We start from the raw sequence: 23885 nt of genomic DNA, 5'->3' as shown, positions 1-23885 counted from the left end.
CTTGCCGTAGGCGGCGAGCAGCAAGTCGAGCCGGGGGTATCATGAGTTCGCCGCAACGCCGCAAGGGCCAAACAGACTTCAGAAGAATTCATAGCCACGTGGGATTGCGCCTGCTTGCGACGTCTGCGATTGCCGGACTTTCGTATCTTGCCTCGGCCCCAGTGGGGAGCGCCGTAGCCCAGGAGGCGCCTGCGCATGTCGGCAATGTTCGCACCTTCAGCATTCCCGCCCAGCCGCTGGCGAGGGCATTAAACGCTTTCGGTCGGCAGTCCGGACTACAGGTCACGCTTGCGGCCGCCGCTTCGCGAGGCGTTCAATCCAGCGCCGTCAATGGCACAATGGATCCGCAGCAGGCACTGGCACTGATGCTGGCGGGCACGGGCCTTCCCTACGAGATTTCCGGCGGAACGGCCGTGATAGGATCGGCATCCGCAACGGGCGCCGGTGCCGCCGCCGACGGCGCGACCGTCCTTGACCCGATCTCCGTCTTCGGTGGTGGCAATATCGGCGCCGGCGAAACCGTGATCACCTCTGAGGACATCGAGCTGAGGAACCCGGCCAACCTCGGCGATCTGTTCAGAACCGAGCCGGGCATCTCCGTCGGCAGCTCTGTGCCGATGTCGCAGAAAGTCTATGTACACGGCATCGAGGAGACCAACCTCGCCGTGACCATCGACGGAGGCCGCCAGAACAACAAGGTCTTCCATCACAGCGGCACCAACCTCATCGATCCCGGCCTGCTGAAGGCCGTCAGCGTCGATGCGGGTGTGGCGCCGGCGGATGCCGGTCCTGGAGCGCTCGCCGGGGCGATCGCCTATGAAACGAAGGACGCGCGGGACCTTCTGGACGGTGATAGCTTTGGCGGCTTCATTACGTCGAGCTTCAACTTCAACAGTGATACATTTACCACCGGAATCACTGTCTACGGCATGCACGAGGGGCTTGAGTTCCTGGGGGCCTTCGGCTTTGGCAACGGCAACGACTTCAAGGCCGGAAACGGCGATGAGGTCGAAGGCACCAGCACGGATCTGCTCAGCGGCCTTGGCAAGCTGGCCTATGAGTTCGACAGCGGCGACCGTATAGAAATCAGCCATGAGCGCGTTCATGATGACGCACCGCGGCCTTATCGCGCCAATATCGGCTTCATCGACGGCCGCCCGCCATGGGAGCCGCGTGTGCGCGATTACGAGCTCGACCGGCAGAACACGGTATTCACCTATACCGACAGCACGCCGGAAGGGTGGTGGGACCCCAAGCTGCTGCTGGCCTACAGCCGAACAAATCTCGAGGTTCCAGTATTCCTGCCGCCAGCGTTGGCGATACCGCCCTATCCGGCCATAGGTACGACGGACAGCTTCAACGGCAAGTTCGAAAACAAGTTCTCGTTCGACATCGGCAATGTCATCGCCGGCGTCGACTTCTACGACGACGAGGCGGATCTGGAAGACCTGTTCGATCCGGCCAACGAAAAGGCGCGCAATGTCGGCGTCTACGCGCAAGCGCGGATTGAGCCCTGGGACAGGACCCGCCTGTCCTTCGGCGCACGTGGCGACAACCAGGAGTTCACCGGAACGACCGGCGAGGAATGGACCAACTCCGGCTTCAGCGGCAATGTCTCGGGCGAGTACGATCTCATCGAGAACCTACTGACGGCAAAGGCTGGCTATTCGCACGTGTGGGCCGGAATTCCGCTGGCCGAAAACTTCATCATGAATCCGAACTGGGACTACGGCGATGGTCCGGAGCCGGTAACCGCCGATAATTACATCCTGGGGCTGGAGGCTACCTACAACGGGTTCACCGCAGAGGGCAGCGTGTTTCAGACCGATCTCGACCATGCCCGCACGCCACGCTATGCCATTACAAGTGGCATCGAGGCGCACGACGTGCGTTCGCGTGGGTTCGAGATCGGCGGCGGCTACAGTTGGAGCGACGGCTTTTTCGACGTGAGATACGCCAATATTGACGTCGACATCGATGGCCAGCCGGCCGATTCCGATCTTGGCACCTATCTCGCCACGCCGGCCGGCCAGTTCATCACTGTACAGGTGGTGCACACACTGGCCGACTGGGGCGTCACGCTCGGCGCCGACGCCGAGTTCGCCCTCGATTATGACGACGTCGCAGCCGGTAGCGAACCCCTCGACGGCTATCAGGTGTTCAATGCGTTCGTCGAATATGTGCCGCCGAACCGGCCGAACCTCACGTTGCGCGCCGATGTAAAGAACATCTTCGATGAGACCTATGCCGATCGGGCGACCTACGGTCAGGAGTTCGGAACCGTTACGCCGCTCTACGAGCCGGGTCGGTCCTTCGTTCTGACTGCCAAGGCCACCTTCTGAGGTCGGCCCGCCAACGGACGCTTGCCTTCAGACGAAGTGGGGCGGGCCTGGTGCCTGACCCCGCCTCGCATATGCGTCAAGATAAAGGAGTTTCAAATGCAAGAGGCAACAACCCGGTTCGCGACGGAAAACGGGCAGAAGTTTCTGGCCCAGCTCTGTAAGCATTTCGCCCACAAGATCGACGTGGAGCAGCTCGACGCTCGCGCCGAGCTCCGATTTTCCTGCGGCACCGGCTACCTGCAGGCCGCGCCGGACGGACTGCACATTCGTGTCCGTTCGGTCGACGACGCCAATCTCGCCGACACGAAGAGTGTCATCGAGAATCACCTGCTCCGCTTCGCCTTTCGAGAGAACCCCGAGGCGCTTGACTGGAAGTCGGCGGATTGAGGGCGCGGCAGCGCGTCAATGGGCAACTATCTTACCTGGCTGCGAAACTGGGCCCGATGTCCGACACGCGAAAAATGAAAGGACCGAGATGACGAGCCGCCATACTCTTTCAGCACTCTTCGGCGCACTGCTGGGTCTTGCATCTTTTGGCGTGGCAAGCGCGGCCGAGATCGTGACCGCGACGGGAAAAGTGTCGATCGACGCTTCGCCCGCAAGGCTTGCCGTCTTCGATATAGCTGCGATCGACACGCTCGACGCGCTGGGGGTCAAGATAGCGGGGCTTCCCTCCAATCTATATCTGCCGCAACTGACACATCTCCAGCAAGGCGCGGCCGTTGTCGGCGACATTTTCCAGCCCGACCTCGAGGCACTCAGCGAACTCGAACCGGATCTCATTATCATCGGCGGCCGCTCGTCGACCCAAATGGAGTCTGTGTCACGGCTCGCCCCGACCATCGACATGACCATGGACGGTGACACACTGTTGCACCAGGCGAAGGAGCGGCTTGCAGCCTATGCCATGCTTTTCGATCGGCAGCGGCAGGGCGAGATGATCGCCAGCGAACTTGACGCGGCGGTCGCAAGGACACGCGCCGCCGTTTCCGGCAAGGGAAAGGCGCTGATCATCATGACGAATGGCCCCAAGGTGACCGCCTATGGTACCGGGTCGCGGTTCGGCTGGGTTCATTCCGCTCTCGATCTGCCGCCGGCGGTGGCCGACGTCGAGGCTGCCACTCACGGCGAGGCCGTCTCGTTCGAGTTCATCCGCACCGTAAATCCCGACTGGCTTCTCGTGCTTGATCGGGCGGCGGCCATCGGTTCAGAGGACCAGAACGCCAGGACCACGCTCGACAATGAACTGGTGGCTGAAACCACAGCCTGGAAGAAGGGCCAGGTGGTCTATCTGCCTGCCGGCGATTTCTACATCGCGGCAGGCGGCGTGCAGGCAATGACCAGGGTCTTTGGCGCGATCGCCGAGGCCTTCTCCAAGACACAATGACCCCAAGACGCCTTGCAGTCCCAAATGTGAAGAAGCTGGCCGCCTGTGCGGCCTTCGTCGTGCTTGTGTTCCTTAGCATATGCATCGGGGCAGGGGACTTCTCGCCGCGCTCGCTGGCGGCCGAACCCCAGGCGCTCGAGCTCTTTCTTGTCAGTCGCCTGCCACGCACGGTGGCCGCGGTGCTAACGGGCGCTGCGCTTTCGATCGCCGGTCTGATCATGCAATCGCTGGCGCGCAACCGCTTCGTGGAACCATCCACGGCAGGCACGACGCAAGGCGCCGCGCTCGGCATACTGCTCATGACGGTGTTCTTCCCGGGAGCGACGCTTGCCGTCAAGATGCTTGCCGCCAGTGTTCTGGCTCTGCTCGGAACCGCACTGTTCCTTGGGATCGCACATCGCCTCCCGCCCACCCAGCCCTACCTCGTACCGCTGTTTGGCCTTGTCTACGGCGGCGTGGTCGGAGCGATCGTGACCTTTGTCGGCTGGCAGACGGACCTTTTGCAGTTCATCGACATCTGGACCAACGGCGAGTTTTCCGGCGTGGTGCGCGGCCGTTACGAATTGTTGTGGGGCGCAGCGTTCCTCGTTGCCCTGGCCTGGTGGGCCGCGGACCGGCTGACGCTGTTGTCGCTTGGCCGCGATGTGAGCATCGGGCTCGGGCTCAATTACCGGCGCACACTCCAGTTCGGCCTGCTGGTCGTATCCCTGGTTTCGGCTGTGACTGTCACGATCGTCGGCATTATCCCGTTCGTCGGCCTCGTTGTTCCCAACCTTGTCTCTCGCATCCTTGGCGACAACCTGCGCGCAACCATTCCTTGGGTGGCGCTCAGCGGGGCGGCGCTTGTGCTCGGTTGCGACGTACTCGGGCGCGTGGTGCGCTACCCCTATGAGATTCCTGTCGCGACAGTAATGGGCGTTGTCGGGGCCTTCCTCTTCCTTTACCTGATGCTGTTCCAGCGAGCCGCCCATGCCTGACCGTCGCATCGCTTTGCTCGCAGCCATTGCCCTCGTCGCCGCATTCTGCTTTCTGACAGTGGGCCTGCGCGGCAATCTGCTGTTTGTCGTGCAGTTGCGGGCGCTGAAGCTGCTGGCACTTTTCCAGGTCGCGGTGGCGATCGCCATCTCGACCGTGCTGTTCCAGACAGTAACGGCGAACCGGATCCTGACCCCCTCGATCATGGGCCTTGATGCCCTCTACCTGTTCGGGCAGACCGCGCTGGTTTTTGCGCTGGGCGGAGTTGGCTACGCCAGCCTCGATCCGGCCCTGAAATTCGGCGTAGAAGTTCCGCTCATGATGGCACTGGCCGGGGCATTGCTCTGGCCACTCGTCAGGTCGCGCCTGGATATCAATCTGATGCTCCTGATGGGTGTTACGCTGGGCCTGCTGTTTCGCAGCCTGTCGCAGTTGCTGTCACGCCTGCTGGACCCGAATGCCTATGCCGTCGTGCAGATAAAGAGTTTTGCCGACTTTAACGGGCTGCGCGTCGACCTGACCTTTCTCGGCACGGCCCTCACGCTGGCGGCCGCCACCTTGTGCTGGCGGGCAAGACATGTCCTCGATATCATCGGCCTTGGACGTGAGGCCGCGATTGGGCTTGGCGTGAACTGGCTCAGGACCGCTGCCGGCCTTCTCGTTCTCGTCATCGTCATGGTGGCGGTCTCCACTGCACTGGTCGGCCCTGTCGCCTTTTTCGGTCTTCTGGTCGCCGCACTTGCCGAGCGGGTTGTTCGCAGCCAGCGCCATGCCTTGTTGATGCCAGCTGCGGTACTGATTGCCATCATCACCCTCGTCGGAGGCCAGGCCGTCTTGCAGCATGGGCTCGGCGGCGCATCAACGCTGGGCGTGGTGATCGAGTTCGTCGGCGGCCTTGTCTTCCTCGTGCTACTGTTCCGCGGGAGCCGGAAATGATCCTCGTCGAGAATGTCTCGCTTTCATTTCGCGACACGCCGATCCTCACGGACATCGATCTTGCCTTGCCGCGCGGCGGGATTGTGGCGCTCGTCGGTCCGAACGGGGCCGGAAAATCGAGCCTGCTGTCGTTGATCGCCAGGTTGCAGCCGCTGCAAAAGGGACGCATCACGGTCGACGGCCTGGCGGTCGACCGGACCGCGAGCCGCGGCCTTGCGCAGCGTCTGGCCATCCTGAGGCAGGATGGAGCCGTCGCCAGCCGCCTGACGGTGCGCGAGCTTGTCGGCTTCGGCCGATTTCCGCACCATCAAGGACGACCGGTCGCGGAAGACCTCGAACTCATCGAGGCAGCGCTTATTCAGTTCGATCTGCAATCGCTTGCGGACCGCATCATCGATACGCTCTCTGGCGGCCAGCGTCAGCGGGCCATGGTCGCGATGACTTTCTGCCAGGGCACAGACTACCTTTTGCTCGACGAGCCGCTGAATCACCTCGACATGTTTCATGCTCGCCAGCTGATGAAATGTCTGCGGCTGATTGCCGACGAGCGCCGGCGCACGGCCATCATCGTGCTGCATGACATCAACCAGGCCGCCGCCTATGCCGACCGCATCGTTGCCATGCGCGATGGCCGCGTTATCGCCGACGGCTCGCCCGAAACCATTCTCACCGTAGACAATCTGGAGGCGATCTTCGGCTATCGGATGAAGGTGAAGGAGATAGACGGCAAGCCGCTGGTGCTTCATCATCTTTAGCCGCACGGACATGGCATCGGCTGATGTACGGGCTTGAGCTTTAGCTAAGGCTGAAGCGCTTCAATATCAATGCTTTCCGCTACCCAATAATCGCATCTGTAATCGACAACATCGATCAATAGAGGTCCCTTTGTGGCCTTCCGTTCAGCGCAACCATACGGTTAATGTGATGGAGAACAAGCACTACTTGTAGGACCCGTCGATGGATAGATTCGCGGAAATTGTCGTCGATAAGCATGCAGACCGCATTGACCGCCTGGTATCCGAACAGCGCTCTGGCCATGGGCTGACCCAACCATTCTATCTTGACGAAGGGATCTATCGACGTGACATGGAGCGGGTCTTCCGCCGCCATTGGCATTGCCTCGCCCACGAAAGCGTGATCCCCAACGTGAACGATTTCGAGGTTTTCCGCATCGATACCGAGCAGGTGATCGTCACCCGAGCGGCCGATGGGTCTATCCACGCCATGCTCAATGTCTGTCGCCATCGGGGTGCGGAGGTCTGCACCAAACAGAAGGGCAATGCCCGCGTTTTCGTCTGCCCATACCATGCATGGACATATGGCAACGACGGGAGTCTCAGGGCTGCGCGATTGATGCCGAACGATTTCAGGCGCGAGGACCACGGGCTGAAGACTTTGCATGTGCGCGTTGTCGAAGGGCTGGTCTTTATCTGTTTTGCCGATCAGCCGCTGGATTTTTCGGAAGTCGAACACCTGCTGCATGCAACCTGCGGCCAATACGGCTGGGCAAGCGCCAAGGTCGCTCACCGCGAGACCTATCCGGTTTCAGCCAACTGGAAGCTCGCCGTCGAGAACTATGTAGAGTGCTATCACTGCGGTCCCGCTCATCCTGAATATTCACAGACCCATGCGCTCGAGCAGCCGCTGCACATGATCGAGGCGCTGAACAAGGCGATGGAGGCGCGCACTTGCGCACTCGGTATCGAGGTCGGTTACGGCAATCATTGGCAGACCTCGCGCGATGGCCGCGAGGCGATCCACGCCTTCCGCTATGCACTCTACGAGGGTGTGCAGAGCGGTAGCGAAGACGGCAAGCCGGTCGCGCCGCTGATGGGGCGCTTTACCGATTTCGACGGCGGCGTCACATCGATTCATCTCGGTGGCACCACTTTCCTCGTGTGCTATCCCGACCACGGCATGATCTACCGCTTCATACCGAAGACAGCGGAGACCTGCGAGATGGAACTGATCTGGCTCGTCGATGGCAAGGCGGAAGCGGGCAAGGACTATGACCTAGAAAAGCTGACCTGGCTCTGGAAGGTCACGACCGCGGAAGACAAGGCGATCATCGAACACACGGCACGCGGGGTGCGGTCGCATTATTTCGTGCCCGGTCCCATCGCGCCGATGGAGCAGAACGAACTGCGCTACATCGAATGGTATCTGGACGAGATTAGCCGGCCCTAGTCGACCAACCTGGACTATTCGAGAGGGTACCCCGTCGAATAACACACTTGGCTAACTCTCGGTTCGCTTCCCTCGTCCGAACAATCCTCTAGGACAAGCGCCATCATCTCGCAAAGGTAATCCTCGGCAACGACCTGTTCCTGAACTCAACGCGTTGACAGAAGGTCCTAGCCGGCGTTGCCCGCCGGGCGGTCCGGCATTAGGCAGCAAAGACCTGGTTCTTGCTACCTAATGCCGGGGCGGTCGGCCGGTTCGACACGCCCTTTTGGCCAGCTGCCTTTTGCAACGCCATGGGGCGGTGCCTAAGGCAGCGTTTCTGACCTTTCGCAGTGGCTCGGGTTTGACAGACAGCGTTCCAGCTGAGCTATGGATGATCGTTTCGCAATGATTGCTGAGGCGCCAAGACCAAGTTCCTTTTCTGGTTGAGAAGAGCCTTGAACACTGGGCAGGAGTTTGCTCACGCCTCGATAGCCACATCCCCTATCGGTCGTGAGCAACAGGCGAGGATGTAACCCTCCTCGATCTCGTCATCGAGTATGCCGCCGTTGTGCTGCATGTCCACTTCGCCGGACAGCTTCAAGACGCGGCAGGTGCCGCAAATGCCGCCTTCGCAAGCCGCGCCGATCCGAACTCCGCTCAATCGAGCCGTCTGGAGAAGGGTTTGCCCGGGCTTGGACTCCACTTCCTTGTGGCTCAGGGTGAAGGAGACCTTGGCTATCTGAGCCTCGACTGCGTCGCCGACCGCTCCTGTACGCACGGCAATCTCTTCTGCCGCTGGAGCGGCTGCCGGCTGGAAGCTTTCCTCATGATAGCGGCCCATGTCGAAACCAGCCACTTTCAGCATCTCTCGGACACCGCGCATGAATGGTTCGGGCCCGCAGCAGAACACCGTTCGCTCGAGGAAGTCCGGGGCAAGTAACGGAAGCTTCGTCCCGTCTAGCCTGCCTCGCAGGCCATGCCAACGTTGACGTGCCCCATGCCCTTCGACGATGAAACCAAGGTTCAGTCCAGACATCTGCGTCGCCAGTACCTCCAGCTCCGAGCGGAACAACAGGTCCTCTGGTCGGCGGGCGCAGGAAACGAAGGTAACATCGGTTTCCGGCACGCAGTCGGCCATCCAGCGTGTCATTGACATCATCGGCGTGATGCCGGAACCCGCAGAGATGAAGAGGTACTTGTCACCGGGGTGGCGGACGAAGGAGAAGTCGCCGAGCGGCCCGAAGGCCCTAACCCTAGTGCCGGGTTTCAGGTGATCGAACATCCAGCGCGTACCGAGGCTGTCGGGCTGCGCCTTCACGGTGACCGCGATAGAATGGGGCCGGGATGGTGTCGACGACAGTGTGTAGGTGCGCATGACCGGTTCTTCGGCGACAGGCAGTTCGAGGGTGACGAATTGCCCCGGAAGATAACGGAACCAACAAGGTTTTTCCGCCCGGAAGGTGAAAGTCATGACATCGGCGGTCTCTACCACCGCCGAAATACATTCGAGTAGCTGCTGCCGGTCGATCCAGACGTGCAATTCGTCGAAATGATGGAAAGCGGGAGCCATCTGCATGTCAGGCGACCCTTGACATCGGTTTCTCGTCGCCCAGTCGGTCGACCATGAACTGGCAGTACCACTCCACGAACTGCATCACGCCACTTTCGTCCTCGGCGGAGTAGGGACCGGGCTCGTAGGCCGGCGAACGGATGCCGAAGGCATTTTCTTCGACGATCTGGCGATCCTGGTCATTGGTTTCCGTCCAGACGTGGATGAGTTCATCGAGCGTGTAGTCGACGCCTTCCACAGCGTCCGTGCTGACGAGCCACTTGGTTGTAACCTGGGTCAGCTCGGGGCCGAGCGGCAGCACACGGAAGGTGATCGCATGGTCGGCCAGCACGTGGTTCCACGTCGTCGGATAGTGGAACATCAAAAGTGTGCCGATGTGGCTTTCCGTAACGTCGCTCGAAAGCGGACGACGGACAGCACGCGCGCCTGACATCGTGTAGCTTTCGGCATCTGCGATCAGCGGCATGCGCGCCATCCGGAACTGCCCGGACGGTGACATGCGGAACTCGCTCGGCAGACTGGCTGCCTCGCATTTTGACCAGTGTCTGGCGATTACCGGATCATCCTTCGCTCCCTGCACGCCGGTTGCGCTCGGAGCCTCGGGGTAGGTGCGGCAGAGTTCGGGATGGTTGGCCGCACAGTGGTAGCACTCGCGGTTGTTCTCCCAGACGAGCTTCCAGTTGCCCTTCTCAACGATGGTGCTTTCGAAGGCGACCTTGGCCTCGCCCAGCCGATGGCGGACAAGATAGGGCTCTGCGAGCTGTCGGTAGGGCGCGAAATCCGGCGCCTCTTCCGCAAGGCAGATGAAGATGTAACCGCCGACTGTCTCGCAATGGATCGGTTTCAGCCCGTGTCTGCTCTTGTCGAAGTCCTCGGCCATGTGGCGGGCGAAGAGCAGTTTTCCGTCCAGTTCGTAGGTCCACTGGTGATAGGGACAAACCAGCTTGGCTGATGATCCCTTGTGCTGCGTACATACGCGAGAGCCGCGATGGCGGCAGGAATTGTGGAGCGCGCGGATGACGCCATGTCGGTCGCGTGTGATCACAACCGGATAATCCCCGATCTGCACGGTAAAGAAGTTGCCGGCGCGCGGGATTTCGCAGTCGTGGCCGATAAATAGCCAGTCGCGATACCAGATCGTCTCGAGATCGACGTGGTAGTAGTCGGGATCTATGTAGAAATTCTGGTCGAGGCTGTAGCCGTCGCGCCGGTTCCTGATCTTGCGAAGCACTTCGCTGCGAATGTCCATTGTCCAAATCCCAAAGGGGACTGTTGCATGGAGTCGCGCTTCCGGCACTCGTAGACCAGTGCCGTCGCCCGATCGCCCACCGCAATCAGTCGTTTCATGTCATCTTGGGCTGGTTTCCGGGCTTCAGAGCTGTCGCTTGAGGACGGTCGACGCCTTCCCAGGTGGACTACCCAGTGGCATTTGTCGATTTTCGCTCTGCTACCGTTGCGGGGGCAGCGCCGGCTTTGGACCGGCTTCCCAATTCTCCGAATCGCAACCAATGCGAGACGGCACCCAAGATGAGAGCACCATACTTCATTTCCTTGAGCTGCTGCAGAGCGACAGCGACATCAAAGGCGTCGCAAATCGACTAACCCCCGGATGACTAAAATCCAGGGATTTCCACTCGCCGCGTGTGCCGGAGGTTTAGGAGATGACCGATCTCCTTTTGTCCGACTGCGGCCTGAAAGCTCGCAAATGGGATGAGGACGAGCCGGCGCTGGTGAACATGGTCGCTGCGGCCAGTGAACTGCGCAAAGCTGCGCTAGGTGGTGGCCAGGTGTTTCAAAGACAGGCTAACCCGCTCCTAGGGCGATGGCCAGTGCCCTACCCCAACGATCAAGGGAAGAGCGCGCGAGCCCCGGCCGTCATGCTTCCTGTGGATTGCCCTCAGCGTCCCCGCTATCCACAGCCGACAGAGACAATTTCCAATTCGTCCTTCGGAATTGTCGCCAGCTATTGACGCAATTTTTGTCTGGTCTACTATATGTAGTGTTCGAGGTTCCTTCGATTCGTTGAGTTGAAGGCTAAGATGGGAATCCGGTTCGACCATGATGGTGGAGTGAGTCCGGAGCTGCCCCCGCAACTGTAAGCGGTGAGCGTTCGTCCGTTGACCACTGAGGCGCAAATGCCTTGGGAAGGTGGGTGAATGTGATGATCCGCGAGCCAGGAGACCTGCCTCGCACATGAACGTCCACGGGCGGGGTGTCCGGCAGGCGAGCGTTGAGCAATGTCGCCTCAGCGCCTCCCCTGGTGCCCCGCAAAATGCCTCGGGGTGAAGTCATGTCGATCCTTTTTCCAGCTCACCCACGCGAGTAGGTCGCATCCCGCGTCCCGCCGTTTCAGGCGGCCGCTATGCCCTTAAATTTGCGTCGGACGGCCATCGGCGGATGGCCGGACGGTCTCCTATGCCCGCTTGTCAGATACGAGGAAAGCCATGGCCATCACTGTCTACTCCAAACCCGCCTGCGTTCAGTGCACCGCAACGACACGCGCGCTCGACCGCCAAGGCATCGACTACAGCGTCGTCGACATTTCCGAAGATGCAGAGGCGTATGCCCTCGTACAGGGCCTCGGCTACCGTCAGGTTCCTGTTGTTATTGCCGGAGAGCAGCATTGGGCCGGCTTCCGTCCTGACATGATCAGCGCACTCGCTTGAGGCCCGGCACGATGGGCGGAGTGGTCTATTTCTCCAGCCGGTCGGAAAACACCCATCGGTTCGTCGAGAAAGTCGGGGTTGAAGTCCTGCGCCTGCCGCTCGATGCAAGCGAGGAACCGCCCGAAGTAGTCCACCCCTTCGTGCTGGTAACCCCAACCTATGGGGGAGGCGGGGCGAAGGGGGCGGTGCCGAAGCCGGTCATCCGCTTCCTCAACAACCCGTGCAACCGCAGCCTGATCCGCGGCGTGATTTCGGCGGGGAACACCAATTTTGGCACCGGATTCGCCATCGCGGGCAACATCATCTCCGCCAAGTGCGCGGTGCCTTTCCTCTACCGCTTCGAACTACTCGGAACGGACGAGGATGTCGACAACGTCAGACAGGGGCTAGAACGACTTTGGACACGATGACGCTTGAAAAGCCGGCGAAAGCGCCGGAAATCACGGCGCTGGACTATCACGCGCTCAACGCAATGTTGAACCTCTATGACGAACAGGGGAAAATCCAGCTCGACAAGGACCGGCAGGCGGCGAAGCAGTATTTCCTCCAGCATGTCAATCAGAACACGGTCTTCTTTCATAACCTCCGAGAAAAGCTCGATTATTTGGTGGCGGAGGGTTATTATGAGCAGGAGGTTCTGGACCAGTACGCGTTCAATTTCGTGCGTGATCTCTTCGAACACGCCTATGACAAGAAGTTCCGCTTTCCGACCTTCCTCGGGGCGTTCAAATACTACACGTCCTACACGCTGAAGACTTTCGATGGAAAACGCTACCTTGAGCGCTACGAGGACCGTGTCTGCATGGTCGCCTTGACGCTGGCGCGGGGCAACGAGAAGCTCGCCCGAGACCTTGTCGATGAGATCATATCCGGCCGTTTCCAGCCCGCGACACCAACCTTCCTCAATGCCGGCAAGAAGCAGCGCGGCGAACTCGTCTCCTGCTTCCTGCTGCGGGTCGAAGACAATATGGAGAGCATCGGTCGTTCGATCAACTCGGCGCTCCAGCTTTCCAAGCGGGGAGGGGGCGTCGCGCTGTCGCTGACGAACCTTCGCGAGATGGGCGCGCCGATCAAGCAGATCGAGAACCAGTCCTCCGGCGTAATCCCCGTGATGAAGCTGCTGGAAGACAGCTTTTCCTACGCCAACCAGCTAGGCGCGCGGCAAGGGGCGGGGGCGGTCTATCTTCACGCCCACCACCCCGACATCATGCGCTTTCTCGATACCAAGCGCGAAAACGCCGACGAGAAGGTTCGTATCAAGACGCTGTCCCTCGGTGTCGTCATCCCGGACATCACCTTCGAGCTCGCGCGGAACAACGAGGACATGTACCTCTTCTCGCCGCATGACGTTGAACGCGTCTATGGTGTGCCCTTTACCGAGATCTCCGTGACGGAGAAGTACCGTGAGATGGTTGAGGACGGCCGCATCCGCAAGAAGAAGATCAAGGCGCGCGACTTCTTCCAGATCATCGCCGAGATCCAGTTCGAGAGTGGCTACCCCTACATAATGTTCGAGGACACGGTGAACCGAGCCAACCCGATCGCCGGCCGCATCACGATGAGCAATCTCTGCTCGGAAATCCTGCAGGTCAGCGAGGCGAGTGAATTCAACGACGACCTGTCCTACGCGAAGATGGGCAAGGATATTTCGTGCAATCTCGGTTCGCTGAATATTGCAGCCGCGATGGATTCGGCTGATTTCGGCCAGACGATCGAGACCTCGATCCGGGCGCTGACCGCCGTCTCCGAAATGAGCCACATCTCGTCCGTTCCCTCGGTGGAAAAGGGCAACGACGACAGTCACGCAATCGGCCTTGGCCAGATGAACCTGCACGGCTATCTCGCCCGCGAACGCATCTATTATGGTTCGGAAGAAGGTATCGACTTCACCAATATCTATTTTTACACCGTGACCTATCACGCCGTTCACGCATCGAACCGGCTAGCGGTGGAGAAGGGGCGGAGCTTCAAGGGCTTCGAAAGCTCGAAATACGCTACCGGCGAATATTTTGAGAAGTACACGGAAGCCGAATGGCTGCCGGTGACGGAGAAGGTGAGAGGCCTTTTCGAGGAGGCGGGCATTCACATTCCGACGAAGGAAGACTGGCTGGAACTGAAGACGGCCGTGATGGAAGGCGGCCTCTACAACCAGAACCTCCAGGCCGTGCCGCCGACCGGTTCTATCTCATATATCAATCACTCGACCTCTTCGATTCACCCGATTGTCTCCAAGATCGAAATCCGCAAGGAGGGCAAGATCGGCCGCGTTTACTACCCCGCAGCCTTTATGACGAACGACAACCTCGACTACTATCAAGACGCCTACGAGATCGGTCCCGAAAAGATCATCGACACCTATGCCGCAGCGACCCAACACGTCGACCAGGGCCTGTCGCTGACGCTGTTCTTCCGTGACACGGCCACGACCCGCGATATCAATCGCGCGCAGATCTATGCCTGGAGGAAGGGTATCAAGACCATCTACTACATCCGCCTTCGCCAGATGGCGCTGTCCGGCACGGAAGTGCAGGGCTGTGTCTCGTGCGCCCTCTGAACCGGTGACGACCATGAACATCCAAATGAAAACCAAGACCCCGAAGGCTGCCAGCGCCGTGCGCGCCATCAACTGGAACCGCATCGAGGACGACAAGGACCTCGAGGTGTGGAACCGGCTCACCGGAAATTTCTGGCTGCCGGAGAAGGTGCCACTTTCTAACGACATCCCGTCATGGGCGACACTGAAGCCGGAGGAGCAGAAACTCACCATCCGCGTCTTCACCGGCCTGACGCTGCTCGACACAATCCAGAATGGCATTGGCGCTGTGAAGCTGATGGCAGACTCCGCCACACCGCACGAGGAGGCCGTGCTGTCCAATATATCCTTCATGGAAGCAGTACACGCGCGCTCATACTCTTCGATCTTCTCGACGCTCTGCCTGACGCCGGATGTCGACGACGCCTATCGCTGGTCGGAGGAGAATGAGTTCCTGCAGCGCAAATCAGCGCTGATCATGGAACAGTATGCTTCAAATGATCCACTGAAGAAGAAGGTCGCGAGTGTCTTCCTCGAGAGCTTCTTGTTCTATTCCGGCTTCTACCTGCCGATGTATTGGTCGAGCCGCGCCAAACTCACCAACACCGCCGACATGATCAGGCTGATCATCCGAGACGAGGCCGTCCACGGATACTACATCGGCTACAAGTTCCAGCTCGGACTGGAGCGGCTCTCGGCGGAGCGCCGCCAGGAGATCAAGGACTTTGCCTTCGAGCTGCTGCTTGAGCTCTACGACAACGAGGCCAAGTACACAGAGGCGCTTTATGATGGCGTTGGCCTGACCGAGGACGTCAAGAAGTTCCTGCATTACAACGCCAACAAGGCGCTGATGAACCTCGGTTACGAGGCGCTGTTTCCACCAGAAGCCTGCAAGGTCAATCCGGCAATCCTCTCGGCTCTATCGCCCAACGCAGACGAGAACCATGACTTCTTCTCGGGGTCCGGCTCTTCGTACGTAATTGGCAAAGCGGTGGCGACCGAGGACGAGGACTGGAATTTCTAGCTGGCCGGCAACCCGACGGTGATTCAATCACTGCGCACCGTGCGTGGGGAGAAGACATTGATAGTGAAGGATGATCGGCCGTGCGAAATATCCGGGACCTCTTGAAGGATAGCCTCGCTGATCCGAAATCTGGATGGAGCATGGGCTCCTTCGGCGCTGTCGCTGAGTTCCATCACGACAAAGGCGAGCATGTCGAAGAATACGCCGTGGCGTCCTATGTACGCGCAACGCCGCGGGGCGCCATTCGGCTCGAGGACGGAGCCCTATCACAGGTCATCTCTGTCGCCTACGAAGCCCTCAGCCCCAAACGGCATCGCTGGAGCCACGGCGTGGCGCTCTGCTTGCCGCAAAGGGATTCAGCTATGAGTGGGCGGAAGGTTCTAACAGAACTTGGGCCGGATGAGGGTGCGGTTCGTCCTTCCGATAGAAAGGCAACCCTCTTTGACATCGGCCTCGATCTGCCGCAGTGCGACTTCTGCATTCGCACTGACGACCCCGAACTGCTGGCGATCCTTCGTGCCCATGCAGGGTACAGCTTGTTCGACACCGGCAGTGCGGCAATGTCTGCAATGATGGAGGCCCATCCGCACCGTATCGCGTTAACCCGTATAGGTCGCATCGAGGTTTTTCAAAAAATAGGTGGGGCGGATACTGGCGGCGTTTCTCCAACAGGACCGCACACGCATCTGCTACCACAGCTGTTGAAGCTACATCGAACCCATTCCGCCAATACTCCAATCCCGAAGGATCATGTGCCGCTTGGTTATCTACACCCCCCCAACCCTGTCTTGGATAACCGGGGGCAAGAGCGCGAGTTCGACATTGAGGATCACGCCCGGTTCCAGGAATTGTTCGAACGCTATGCCCGGCCGGACCTGCCAATTCTCCGCAAGGCGGTACTTGACGGTCTAGCTGGAAGGGCAGCGCCAAGTCGGTTCGTCTTGCAGTCTGATCGGTTTTGTCATGCCACGGTACGCATAACCCTGCGCCAACAGTATCGTTTGGCTGAGCGGTTCGGCAGTCGTTCCTATCAAGAGTTGGTTGGCAAATGGCGCGAGGTCCTCGACCGTGGCGGCGATCCAGCTACAACCGATGAAGTCGCGCCTGGTTGTTAGTCTTCAAGAAATCGACCGCAAGTTGTGCTGGCGACAGAAACTGTCGCTCAGGCCATCACAGCCGCCTTACTTAGAATTGTGCCCAAACAGTATGTGAGTGGAGGACGGCGGGTGCTCGGCGGACTGCTCTCAAATTCGTCGGCAAGGCTGCCGTCGCATCACAATCGTGGTTAGTGCACCTCCAAGCGGATCACACGATCGCACATTGCCGAGAGCAGTGTCTCGTCGTGGCTGACGACCATGATCGCCAGGCCCCGCTCGGCGGCGATGTCGACCATGAGCCGGATGGTTTGGGCTTGTGTCACCGGGTCCAGCCGCGAGGTCGGTTCGTCAGCGAAGAGGAAGACCGGGTCGAGCAGCAGCGCGCGCAACAGTGCGATCCGTTGAAGTTCTCCGCCGGAGACGGAGCTCGGCAAGCGCCCCAGGAGATCACGCGACAGGTTCAGTCTGTCCAAGGGTCTCTACGACTTGATTCGCCTCCACAAGATCGACAGTAAGCGCGTTCCGCCGCTGCTTTGGCCCGCAATTTCAACGCCTGACAGACGTGCTGCAGCGCGACCCGGCGGGTCTCGCGCTTCGTGCCGATCCAGCAGCGCTGGCGCCTGAGCGACTCCTCGTATTCGAAGTGAAGGGAAGCATTGCGGCCTTTGCCCGGGCAATCAACAACGTCCCGGGCCTCGAACTTATCGACGAGGAAGAGCTGCCGGACGATGAGGACAAGGCACCTGTCGCGTACCTGCTCGTGCCGGATTTGCGGGCGCTCCAGCAGATTGAATCTCTCTGGCGAACATGGGTCGGTGGCAGAGCTCTGCCGCAAGGATTTACCCCATGGCGGGACGTCTTCGCCTGTCTTCGTGACCTTCGTGTTTGGGGGCCGGCCGATCGCGTCCAACCGTTGGATGTGGATGTGCTGGTTGAGGAGATCGAAGGTCGGGAGGACAACGAACTCGTTCCTCTCGAAATCGAGCTCGTGTTCCGTGCTTCTCCCGAGGTAGGTGCGATCAGTGACGCGACGGTCACCGCTGCGATCCGGCAAAGCGGTGGTCGCCTTCTCAGTCGCTCTAGGCTTGAAGACATTGCCTACCATGCTATCCTAGCCGAACTGCCTGTCGCAGCCGTTCGGACTGTGGTCGAGCGTGCTCCCGGCAGTCTCGCCGGCGTCGAGCCGATCATGCACATTCGCCCGCAGAGTGTCGTCACCGGAATTGACTCCAATGATCTTTTGCCAGCTGCTCCCGCGCCCGCCGCGGGACCCGTCACCGCCGACCCGATCCTTGCCCTTCTCGATGGTGTTCCGGTCGCTGGCCGTCCGTTGCTGCAGCGTCATCTAAGCGTCGAAGACCATTTTGGGCTTGAGCTTGGCGCGCTTGTCTCGCAACGTTTCCATGGCTCGGCCATGGCCTCACTCATCGTCCACGGAGACCGAAACAGGCCGGAGCCGCCGCTGCCGCGTCAGGTGCATTGCATCCCGGTGCTCGGCAACAATGACCGCTTTCCCCCGGACAGGCTGATCATCGATTTGATCTATCAGGCGGTCATGCATATGCGCGCCGGCGATCAACCGTCGGCTCCGCATGTCATCATCGTAAATATGTCGCTCGGAAATGTCAGACGGCCATTTTATGGGCAGCTGTCGCCTTGGGCACGCCTTCTCGACAGACTGGCGTTCCGGTTCGGTATCCTGTTCCTCGTTAGTGCCGGCAATATCACGGCGCAATTTCCTGTGGCCGCCTTTGCAAACAGGGTCGCGTTCGAGGATGCCAACGCCGATCAGCGGGCACGCGGTGTGATCAACGCGGTCGCAGAAATCGTAGCCGACCGCCGGCTGTTGTCACCATCGGAGACGATCAATGGACTGACGATCGGCGCCCGCAATCTTGATTGGGTGCCGGCCGCTGACCGCGCGTTGGCGCGTGCCAATGTCAATCCATATTCCGAGCTGGATACGGCCAACCCATCGAGCGCTTTAGGACCCGGCTTCGCGGGCTCCGTCAAGCCGGACATCCTGATGCCGGGCGCCCGCGAACATCTTCGCGTCGTCGCGAGCGCGGAGAGCATCACTGTCTCGCCAGCGAGCGCAAGTCGAGGAGCGGGACTCAAAGTTGCCGCGCCACCGCGTCCCGGCCTTGAGAATGCCGAGGGGTACACAAACGGGACGAGTGCGGCAACCGCGCTGGCCTCTCGCACAGCACATCGCATTCACGATGCCCTGGAGGCCGCTTACGGCCGGGAGTTCCTGCAGCTGACGAATGTTCAGCGGGCTGTTCTCATCAAGGCCCTTCTTGTGCACCCGGCGCGCTGGCCGAATGCGGCGGCCGGTCTGGTCAAAGAACTTCTCGGGCCGTTTGGGCAGGGTCAGGCTCCGCGTCAAAAAGACAATATCCGCCGCTTCCTGGGCTACGGCGTGGTTGAAAGTAATGATGCGGTCGCCTGTGCTGCAGACCGCGCTACCTTCTGGTGCGTGGGATCACTCGGTCGCGAGCGAAGCGTCGATGTGCTGGTGCCAATTCCCGCTGCGATGGGCGGCCAGGCACGTGCTCATTCGGTGTCCGCCACATTGGCTTGGTTCACACCGGTCATTCCTGGTCGGAAATCCTATCGCGCTGTCAGGATGAAGCTCCTCGATCCAGCCGAAATCGCAGGTCTCGGCATTTCGGCGGATGCCTGGCAACCGGATGGCAACCAGACCAATCGTGGCACTGTCTTCACTCGGGTTTGGAGCGGGGCGCAGGCAGCGGTCGTCGCCGACGGCATGAATCTGCGCCTGAAAATTCAACGAGAGCCTGATCCGGCTTCGCCCATTGACGATCTGGTGCCATTCGGCCTGGCCGTCACGCTCGCAATGCCCGGCGAACTCAGGCTCTATGATCAGGTGAGAAACCGGGTTCAGCCGCGTCCGGCGCAGCTGGCTGCTCCATAGTCGAGGAAAGTGAACATGGTCGAGATACCGTCAAACTTCATCGGCGATTTCAAGGTCGGCAATCTCCTTTACAACGCCGGTGTTGGCGACGGCAGCCTGAATAAGTTTGTGGTTGTGCAGGGCGGAACCATGCGCCGAACGCCATCAACGTATCGCTCTTCTTTTGGCAATCGCTCCATCAGAATCCGCATCATTCCCGTAAAGCGCTTTCGTTGGGTTCTACTAGCAGTCGGTTGAGAAGGGTGCAGGGGTCGTGAATTGGCATGACGAGTCCTCTTTTATCCCCCTTATATTAGCTTCGGTCGGTCCAGAACCTATTTCCAATTGGATTCCGCGAAGAATTGCAAACAAAAACAAAGTGATGCCGTAAAGTCTTCGACATGGATTTTTATCCGCGTTTTAATGGAATGGCTTACGGCGATCGCGTTGTAGAGAGCGGGTCAGCCGTTCCGTTCTCGCCGGCGACAGCGCGATGCAGATGCCGATAGGAGTCCCATGCCGGCGCATATGATTGATGAGTGCTTGCTGGAAATCCGGCGGATCATCGGTCCAATCGAATAGCGGCGTTGGGAATCCTTCGATCGGTTTTGGCGCCACACCCGCCTTGGCTTTCGCGCGAGGCGAGTGCGCCCGATATCCGCGGCGGATTTCAATCGGATCGTGTCGATCGGCCTGGACGAGCATGAGCCTGAACTGCCTCGGTTGGATGAACCGGGAGCGTCGGCAACACCGAGACGGAACAGTTCGGTGTTCTGCAGGTGCCTGCAAAAAGCAACACTCGCGAAACCGGATGTTAGTTCCATAATATGTCTTACCTGATTTCGGGTAATGGTATAACATAACCAGATCTCAACCCTTGCAACCCACTCCTCAGCCAACCCCGGTCGACCGCCGAGGTCAAGGATACTCCAATACTCGACCGCTCGGGGGCGCCGACTGCCATTCAATGCTGAGTGCCTGCCTCAAAAAGAAGTGGGTGATTTCAATAGGTTGTGATTCCGTCGGATTTGCAAAGATTCGATGGAGCTCACGATGGCCTGGACTGAAATCACCCGTCGGCACTATGCCCGGCGCGCGACCCGTTATGCAAGATGGGGTATTCGGCTTGAGCCTCACCCTTAGACGGCGGTGGTAGGAGAAGGTGCTGCGCTTCGAGCGATGGTAAACGTGGTCATGTTTTGCAACAGCCACAAGCATCGGAAAGGAAGCGCAGCATGAAGCATTATATGGGTCTTGATGTCTCGGTGAAAGAGACCGCCATCTGCATTGTCGACGAAACGGGCGAGATTTGCCGAGAGGTGAAGGTTCCCAGCCACCCCGATGACCTGATCGCGATGTTGCGAGATCCGGCTTGGAATCCTGAGCGGGTTGGCCTGGAAGCCGGACCTTTATCGCAATGGCTATTCGAGGCCCTCGCCAGGGCCGGCGTGCCGGTGATTTGCATCGAAACGCGCCATGTAAAAGCCTTCCTGAAGGCCCAGCCGAACAAGACCGATCGCAATGATGCCCGTGGCATTGCGCAGATGATGCGGGTCAACCTGTACCGCCCTGTGCACGTTAAAACGCTGGCGAGCCAGAAACGAAGGGCCCTGCTAACGGCGCGCAAGCTGCTGCAGGAAAAAGCGATCGCCATTGAAAACGACATTCGCGGACTGTTGCGCAATTTTGGGCTGAAGGTCGGGAACGTTGGCGCGGTCAAATTCGAGGAGTGATTTCGCGAGTTGGTCAATGACATGGCTGATCTTCAGGAAATCATGGAGCCGCTGCTGACAGCGAGGCGTAAGTTGCGTGAGGAATTCTCCCGGTTGCACAAGAAGGTTCTGGACATCTCGCGCAACGATGCTATGTGCCGGCTGCTAATGACGATCCCCGGTGTCGGTCCCGTCGTATCGCTGGCGTTCACGAGCACCATCGACATTCCGCAGCGGTTCAAGAACTCGAAGGCTGTTGGACCGATACTGGGGTTGACCCCGAAGCTCAACGAGTCGGGGGAAAGCAAGCGTGTTGGATGCATATCGCTGTGCGGTGACGCGATGATGCGAACGCTGCTTTACGAAGCTGCCCAGACCTTGATGATCAATGTGAAAAAATGGTCATGGCTGAAGGCCTGGGCGATGAATATCGCCAAACGGCGCGGCATGCGAAAGGCCATTGTCGCGCTCGCCCGCAGGCTGGCCGTCATCATGCATCGCATGATGAGTGACGGCACCGAATTTTGCTGGACGCGGAATGATTTGCCGGCCGCCAGCTGATCTCACTCGATAACGGCGCGGCATAATAGGAGATAACGGATTCCGCAATCCGGCGGATAGATGTCCGTCGCAGGACGATGGTGAAGTAAGTTCGAAGATCGCTTTGTTCGATCGTATAGTGACGCTCAGAACGCATGCAAGATTGTTTTACTTCATCACTCTAACCCCATGGTGGGAGGGCCAAAAGGCCGATCCCGGAGAGAAGCGAGACCCTGCGAAAGACACCAGAAGCCGGAGAAGCGGAAAGTTCGAAAGCGCTTGACCTTTACCAGCCGAATAGAGAAGCGATCTGACGGATCGTGAATGGGGCCTGGTGCAGCCCTTTCTGCCGGCGGCGCGACGTGTCGGGCGTCCCCGCACCACGGATCTGCGAGAGGTGTTGAACGCTCTGCTCTACATCGCCTCGACGGGCTGCCAGTGGCGTATGTTACCGAAGGACTTCCCGCCCTGTTCAACCGTGCAGCGCTATTTCTACGAATGGCGAGCACTGGGTCTGTGGAGCCGGATCAGCCATCTCGTGATGGAAGCGCGCGAGCTGGAAGGCAAGGAGGCCAGCCCGACGGCAGGCGTCATCGACAGCCAGAGCGTGAAAACCACCGAAAGCGGCGGCCTTCGGGGCTATGATGCCGGAAAAAAGATCAAGGGAGGCAAGCGCCACATTGTGGTCGACACGCTCGGCCTGATGGTCGGTCTCATGGTCCACAGCGCTGACATTCAGGACAGGGACGGTGCTCCGGACCTCTTGAAATCTATCCGCCACCGATGGCCCTGGTTGCTGCACGTCTTTGCCGATGGCGGCTATGCGGGCGACAAGCTGAAACGGCGACTGAAGAAAATCGGGCGCTGGACATTGGAAATCATCAAGCGATCCGACAAGGCGAAGGGCTTCGAGGTCTACCGCGCCGATGGGTCGTTGAACGCACCTTCGCATGGCTCGGCAGATGCCGCAGGCTGGCAAAAGACTTCGAGAAATCCATCGCTTCAGCCGAGGCATGGATCATGATCGCCCACATACGCCTCATCACGCGCCGCCTCTCAAGATATTGCTATTATTGAGCTCTTTTCGAGTCCGACTCTGAGGAATTTCGTCACTATTTCGAGGCCGCGATCCGGATCTAGCTCTACAAAGGACCGACTATCTGCCAGCGGTTGCAAAAGAAGCCCCGCGCAATGGCGGGGCAAGAAAGCCACGCTTGGATGAGCGTGGCCTGGGAGGATCGTGAGGACCAATCCGGCGAACCTGCTCCATCTAAGCAGCTGGCTCCTCTCTCTGGAAGGTCTGATTCTGCGATTCCGGTACGGTTGGACAAAATACCTCCCTCGAGAAGGTGCAGAATGTGAAGGCACATTGGTCGCCGGAGCAGATCGTCGGTCGCCTGGTTGCCGATGGTGTGAGTCCCGTCCGCATTTGTCCGGAAATCGATCTATCGCTTCATCTATTCCAAGGAAGACTATGCAATGGGCTCTACCGCCAGCACCTCCTCACCCGAAATGAACTACAAATTCAAATTGCTAGCACTCCATGTGGCCGAGTGCCAAAAAAATGTCATTCCCCTCTTGAAACACGAATAAGCAAAAGCCAAATCGGTTTGTGTTCGATGCCGAAGGGGGTCGCGCCCGCGTCGGATTCACACTGAGTGCGCCGTGGGGGACCTCTCAAAAGGCTCTTTGAATAGGAGAGCGACATGATGTTCCGTCCCTTACATGACCGTATTCTGGTTCGCCGCATCGAGGCCGAGGAAAAAACGGCCGGCGGCATCATCATCCCAGACACAGTGAAGGAAAAGCCACAAGAAGGTGAGGTCGTTGCTGTCGGTCCCGGTGCCCGCGACGACAGTGGGCAGTTGCAGCCGCTCGATGTAAATGCGGGGGATCGCATTCTATTTGGCAAATGGTCAGGCACCGAGATCAAGCTCAATGGCGAGGATCTTTTGATTATGAAGGTATCTGACGTGATGGGCGTGATCGAGATCGACGCGGTAGCGTGAGACGCAACCGA

General features: G+C 59.4%; 20 protein-coding genes, 2 pseudogenes and 2 riboswitches. Of the genes and pseudogenes, 18 read left to right on the top strand and 4 right to left on the bottom strand.

The features are described 5' to 3' along the window. The first annotated feature begins 41 nt into the window (after nt 1–41). The 7 genes from ACXAGF_RS22970 to ACXAGF_RS22940 all read left to right on the top strand — a co-directional run bounded on the left by ACXAGF_RS22970 (nt 42) and on the right by ACXAGF_RS22940 (nt 7827). On the top strand, nt 42–2342 hold the full coding sequence (locus ACXAGF_RS22970) for a TonB-dependent receptor (protein WP_475019869.1): 2301 nt from the start codon (nt 42–44) through the stop codon (nt 2340–2342). A 96-nt stretch (nt 2343–2438) separates the two neighbouring features. Continuing rightward, the gene (locus ACXAGF_RS22965) at nt 2439–2729 is read left to right on the top strand and encodes a DUF2218 domain-containing protein (protein WP_475019868.1); all 291 of its coding nucleotides are present in this window, start codon (nt 2439–2441) and stop codon (nt 2727–2729) included. Between the two features lie 88 nt (nt 2730–2817). Next, nucleotides 2818–3729 (top strand): siderophore ABC transporter substrate-binding protein, encoded by a 912-nt coding sequence (locus ACXAGF_RS22960; RefSeq protein WP_475019867.1) that lies wholly within the window; start codon nt 2818–2820, stop codon nt 3727–3729. After that, nucleotides 3726–4706, top strand: coding sequence for an ABC transporter permease (locus tag ACXAGF_RS22955; RefSeq protein ID WP_475019866.1), 981 nt, complete (start codon nt 3726–3728; stop codon nt 4704–4706). Before ACXAGF_RS22960 ends, ACXAGF_RS22955 begins: the two co-directional genes overlap by 4 nt. Next, on the top strand, nt 4699–5640 hold the full coding sequence (locus tag ACXAGF_RS22950; RefSeq protein WP_475019865.1) for an iron chelate uptake ABC transporter family permease subunit: 942 nt from the start codon (nt 4699–4701) through the stop codon (nt 5638–5640). Before ACXAGF_RS22955 ends, ACXAGF_RS22950 begins: the two co-directional genes overlap by 8 nt. Then, nucleotides 5637–6395, top strand: a complete 759-nt coding sequence (locus ACXAGF_RS22945) for an iron ABC transporter ATP-binding protein (RefSeq protein WP_475019864.1) — start codon at nt 5637–5639, stop codon at nt 6393–6395. The genes ACXAGF_RS22950 and ACXAGF_RS22945 overlap by 4 nt, the downstream gene beginning before the upstream one ends. A gap of 202 nt (nt 6396–6597) precedes the next feature. Continuing rightward, the gene (locus ACXAGF_RS22940) at nt 6598–7827 is read left to right on the top strand and encodes an aromatic ring-hydroxylating oxygenase subunit alpha (protein WP_475019863.1); all 1230 of its coding nucleotides are present in this window, start codon (nt 6598–6600) and stop codon (nt 7825–7827) included. A gap of 457 nt (nt 7828–8284) precedes the next feature. On the opposite strand, the gene ACXAGF_RS22935 is transcribed toward ACXAGF_RS22940, so the two are convergent. Both ACXAGF_RS22935 and ACXAGF_RS22930 read right to left on the bottom strand, forming a co-directional pair. Further along, on the bottom strand, nt 8285–9382 hold the full coding sequence (locus tag ACXAGF_RS22935; RefSeq protein ID WP_475019862.1) for an FAD-binding oxidoreductase: 1098 nt from the start codon (nt 9380–9382) through the stop codon (nt 8285–8287). 1 nt (nt 9383) lies between these two features. Further along, entirely contained in the window at nt 9384–10625 is a 1242-nt protein-coding gene (locus tag ACXAGF_RS22930) for an aromatic ring-hydroxylating oxygenase subunit alpha (RefSeq protein ID WP_475019861.1), read from the bottom strand. Nucleotides 10626–10715: 90 nt separating this feature from the next. Then, a riboswitch (cobalamin riboswitch) is annotated at nt 10716–10917 on the bottom strand. Nucleotides 10918–11365: 448 nt separating this feature from the next. Then, a riboswitch (cobalamin riboswitch) is annotated at nt 11366–11580 on the top strand. 240 nt (nt 11581–11820) lie between these two features. Between ACXAGF_RS22930 and nrdH the strand changes: the two genes are divergently transcribed. From nrdH to ACXAGF_RS22905, 5 genes are all read left to right on the top strand, one after another. Continuing rightward, nucleotides 11821–12042, top strand: coding sequence for a glutaredoxin-like protein NrdH (gene nrdH / locus ACXAGF_RS22925; protein WP_475019860.1), 222 nt, complete (start codon nt 11821–11823; stop codon nt 12040–12042). 11 nt (nt 12043–12053) lie between these two features. Continuing rightward, complete coding sequence (nrdI, locus tag ACXAGF_RS22920) at nt 12054–12452, top strand: class Ib ribonucleoside-diphosphate reductase assembly flavoprotein NrdI (RefSeq protein WP_475019859.1); 399 nt, start codon at nt 12054–12056, stop codon at nt 12450–12452. Further along, on the top strand, nt 12449–14596 hold the full coding sequence (gene nrdE / locus ACXAGF_RS22915; RefSeq protein WP_475019858.1) for a class 1b ribonucleoside-diphosphate reductase subunit alpha: 2148 nt from the start codon (nt 12449–12451) through the stop codon (nt 14594–14596). The genes nrdI and nrdE overlap by 4 nt, the downstream gene beginning before the upstream one ends. 13 nt (nt 14597–14609) lie before the next feature. Beyond that, nucleotides 14610–15599 (top strand): class 1b ribonucleoside-diphosphate reductase subunit beta, encoded by a 990-nt coding sequence (gene nrdF, locus ACXAGF_RS22910; protein ID WP_475019857.1) that lies wholly within the window; start codon nt 14610–14612, stop codon nt 15597–15599. 80 nt (nt 15600–15679) lie between these two features. Then, on the top strand, nt 15680–16714 hold the full coding sequence (locus ACXAGF_RS22905) for a DUF6925 family protein (RefSeq protein WP_475019856.1): 1035 nt from the start codon (nt 15680–15682) through the stop codon (nt 16712–16714). Nucleotides 16715–16884: 170 nt separating this feature from the next. Here the strand turns inward: ACXAGF_RS22905 and ACXAGF_RS22900 are convergent, their stop codons facing one another. Next, nucleotides 16885–17169, bottom strand: a complete 285-nt coding sequence (locus ACXAGF_RS22900; protein ID WP_475019855.1) for an ATP-binding cassette domain-containing protein — start codon at nt 17167–17169, stop codon at nt 16885–16887. A gap of 89 nt (nt 17170–17258) precedes the next feature. On the opposite strand from ACXAGF_RS22900, the gene ACXAGF_RS22895 reads away from it, so the two are divergent. Both ACXAGF_RS22895 and ACXAGF_RS22890 read left to right on the top strand, forming a co-directional pair. Beyond that, on the top strand, nt 17259–19634 hold the full coding sequence (locus tag ACXAGF_RS22895) for a S8 family peptidase (RefSeq protein ID WP_475019854.1): 2376 nt from the start codon (nt 17259–17261) through the stop codon (nt 19632–19634). 15 nt (nt 19635–19649) lie between these two features. Further along, complete coding sequence (locus tag ACXAGF_RS22890; RefSeq protein ID WP_475019853.1) at nt 19650–19871, top strand: hypothetical protein; 222 nt, start codon at nt 19650–19652, stop codon at nt 19869–19871. Nucleotides 19872–20033: 162 nt separating this feature from the next. On the opposite strand, the gene ACXAGF_RS22885 is transcribed toward ACXAGF_RS22890, so the two are convergent. Then, nucleotides 20034–20318: a hypothetical protein gene (locus tag ACXAGF_RS22885; RefSeq protein ID WP_475019852.1), complete on the bottom strand. Its 285-nt coding sequence runs from the start codon at nt 20316–20318 to the stop codon at nt 20034–20036. A gap of 530 nt (nt 20319–20848) precedes the next feature. On the opposite strand from ACXAGF_RS22885, the pseudogene ACXAGF_RS22880 reads away from it, so the two are divergent. From ACXAGF_RS22880 to ACXAGF_RS22865, 4 genes and pseudogenes are all read left to right on the top strand, one after another. Then, a pseudogene (locus tag ACXAGF_RS22880) lies at nt 20849–21886 on the top strand (IS110 family RNA-guided transposase). Nucleotides 21887–22175: 289 nt separating this feature from the next. Beyond that, a protein-coding gene (locus ACXAGF_RS22875) for an IS5 family transposase (RefSeq protein ID WP_475019997.1) occupies nt 22176–22942 on the top strand; the annotation gives its coding sequence in 2 pieces (ribosomal slippage) (nt 22176–22779 and nt 22779–22942; 768 coding nt in all). A 287-nt stretch (nt 22943–23229) separates the two neighbouring features. After that, nucleotides 23230–23350: pseudogene (locus ACXAGF_RS22870) on the top strand (IS30 family transposase); the annotation flags it as partial. A 221-nt stretch (nt 23351–23571) separates the two neighbouring features. Then, complete coding sequence (locus ACXAGF_RS22865) at nt 23572–23874, top strand: co-chaperone GroES (RefSeq protein WP_475019851.1); 303 nt, start codon at nt 23572–23574, stop codon at nt 23872–23874. Nucleotides 23875–23885: the final 11 nt, after the last annotated feature.

The sequence above is a fragment of the Mycoplana sp. ABR4_002 genome (assembly GCF_056159645.1).
The sequence above is the reverse complement of the archived record's forward strand: the minus strand, read 5'-3'. Positions and strand labels throughout refer to the sequence as shown.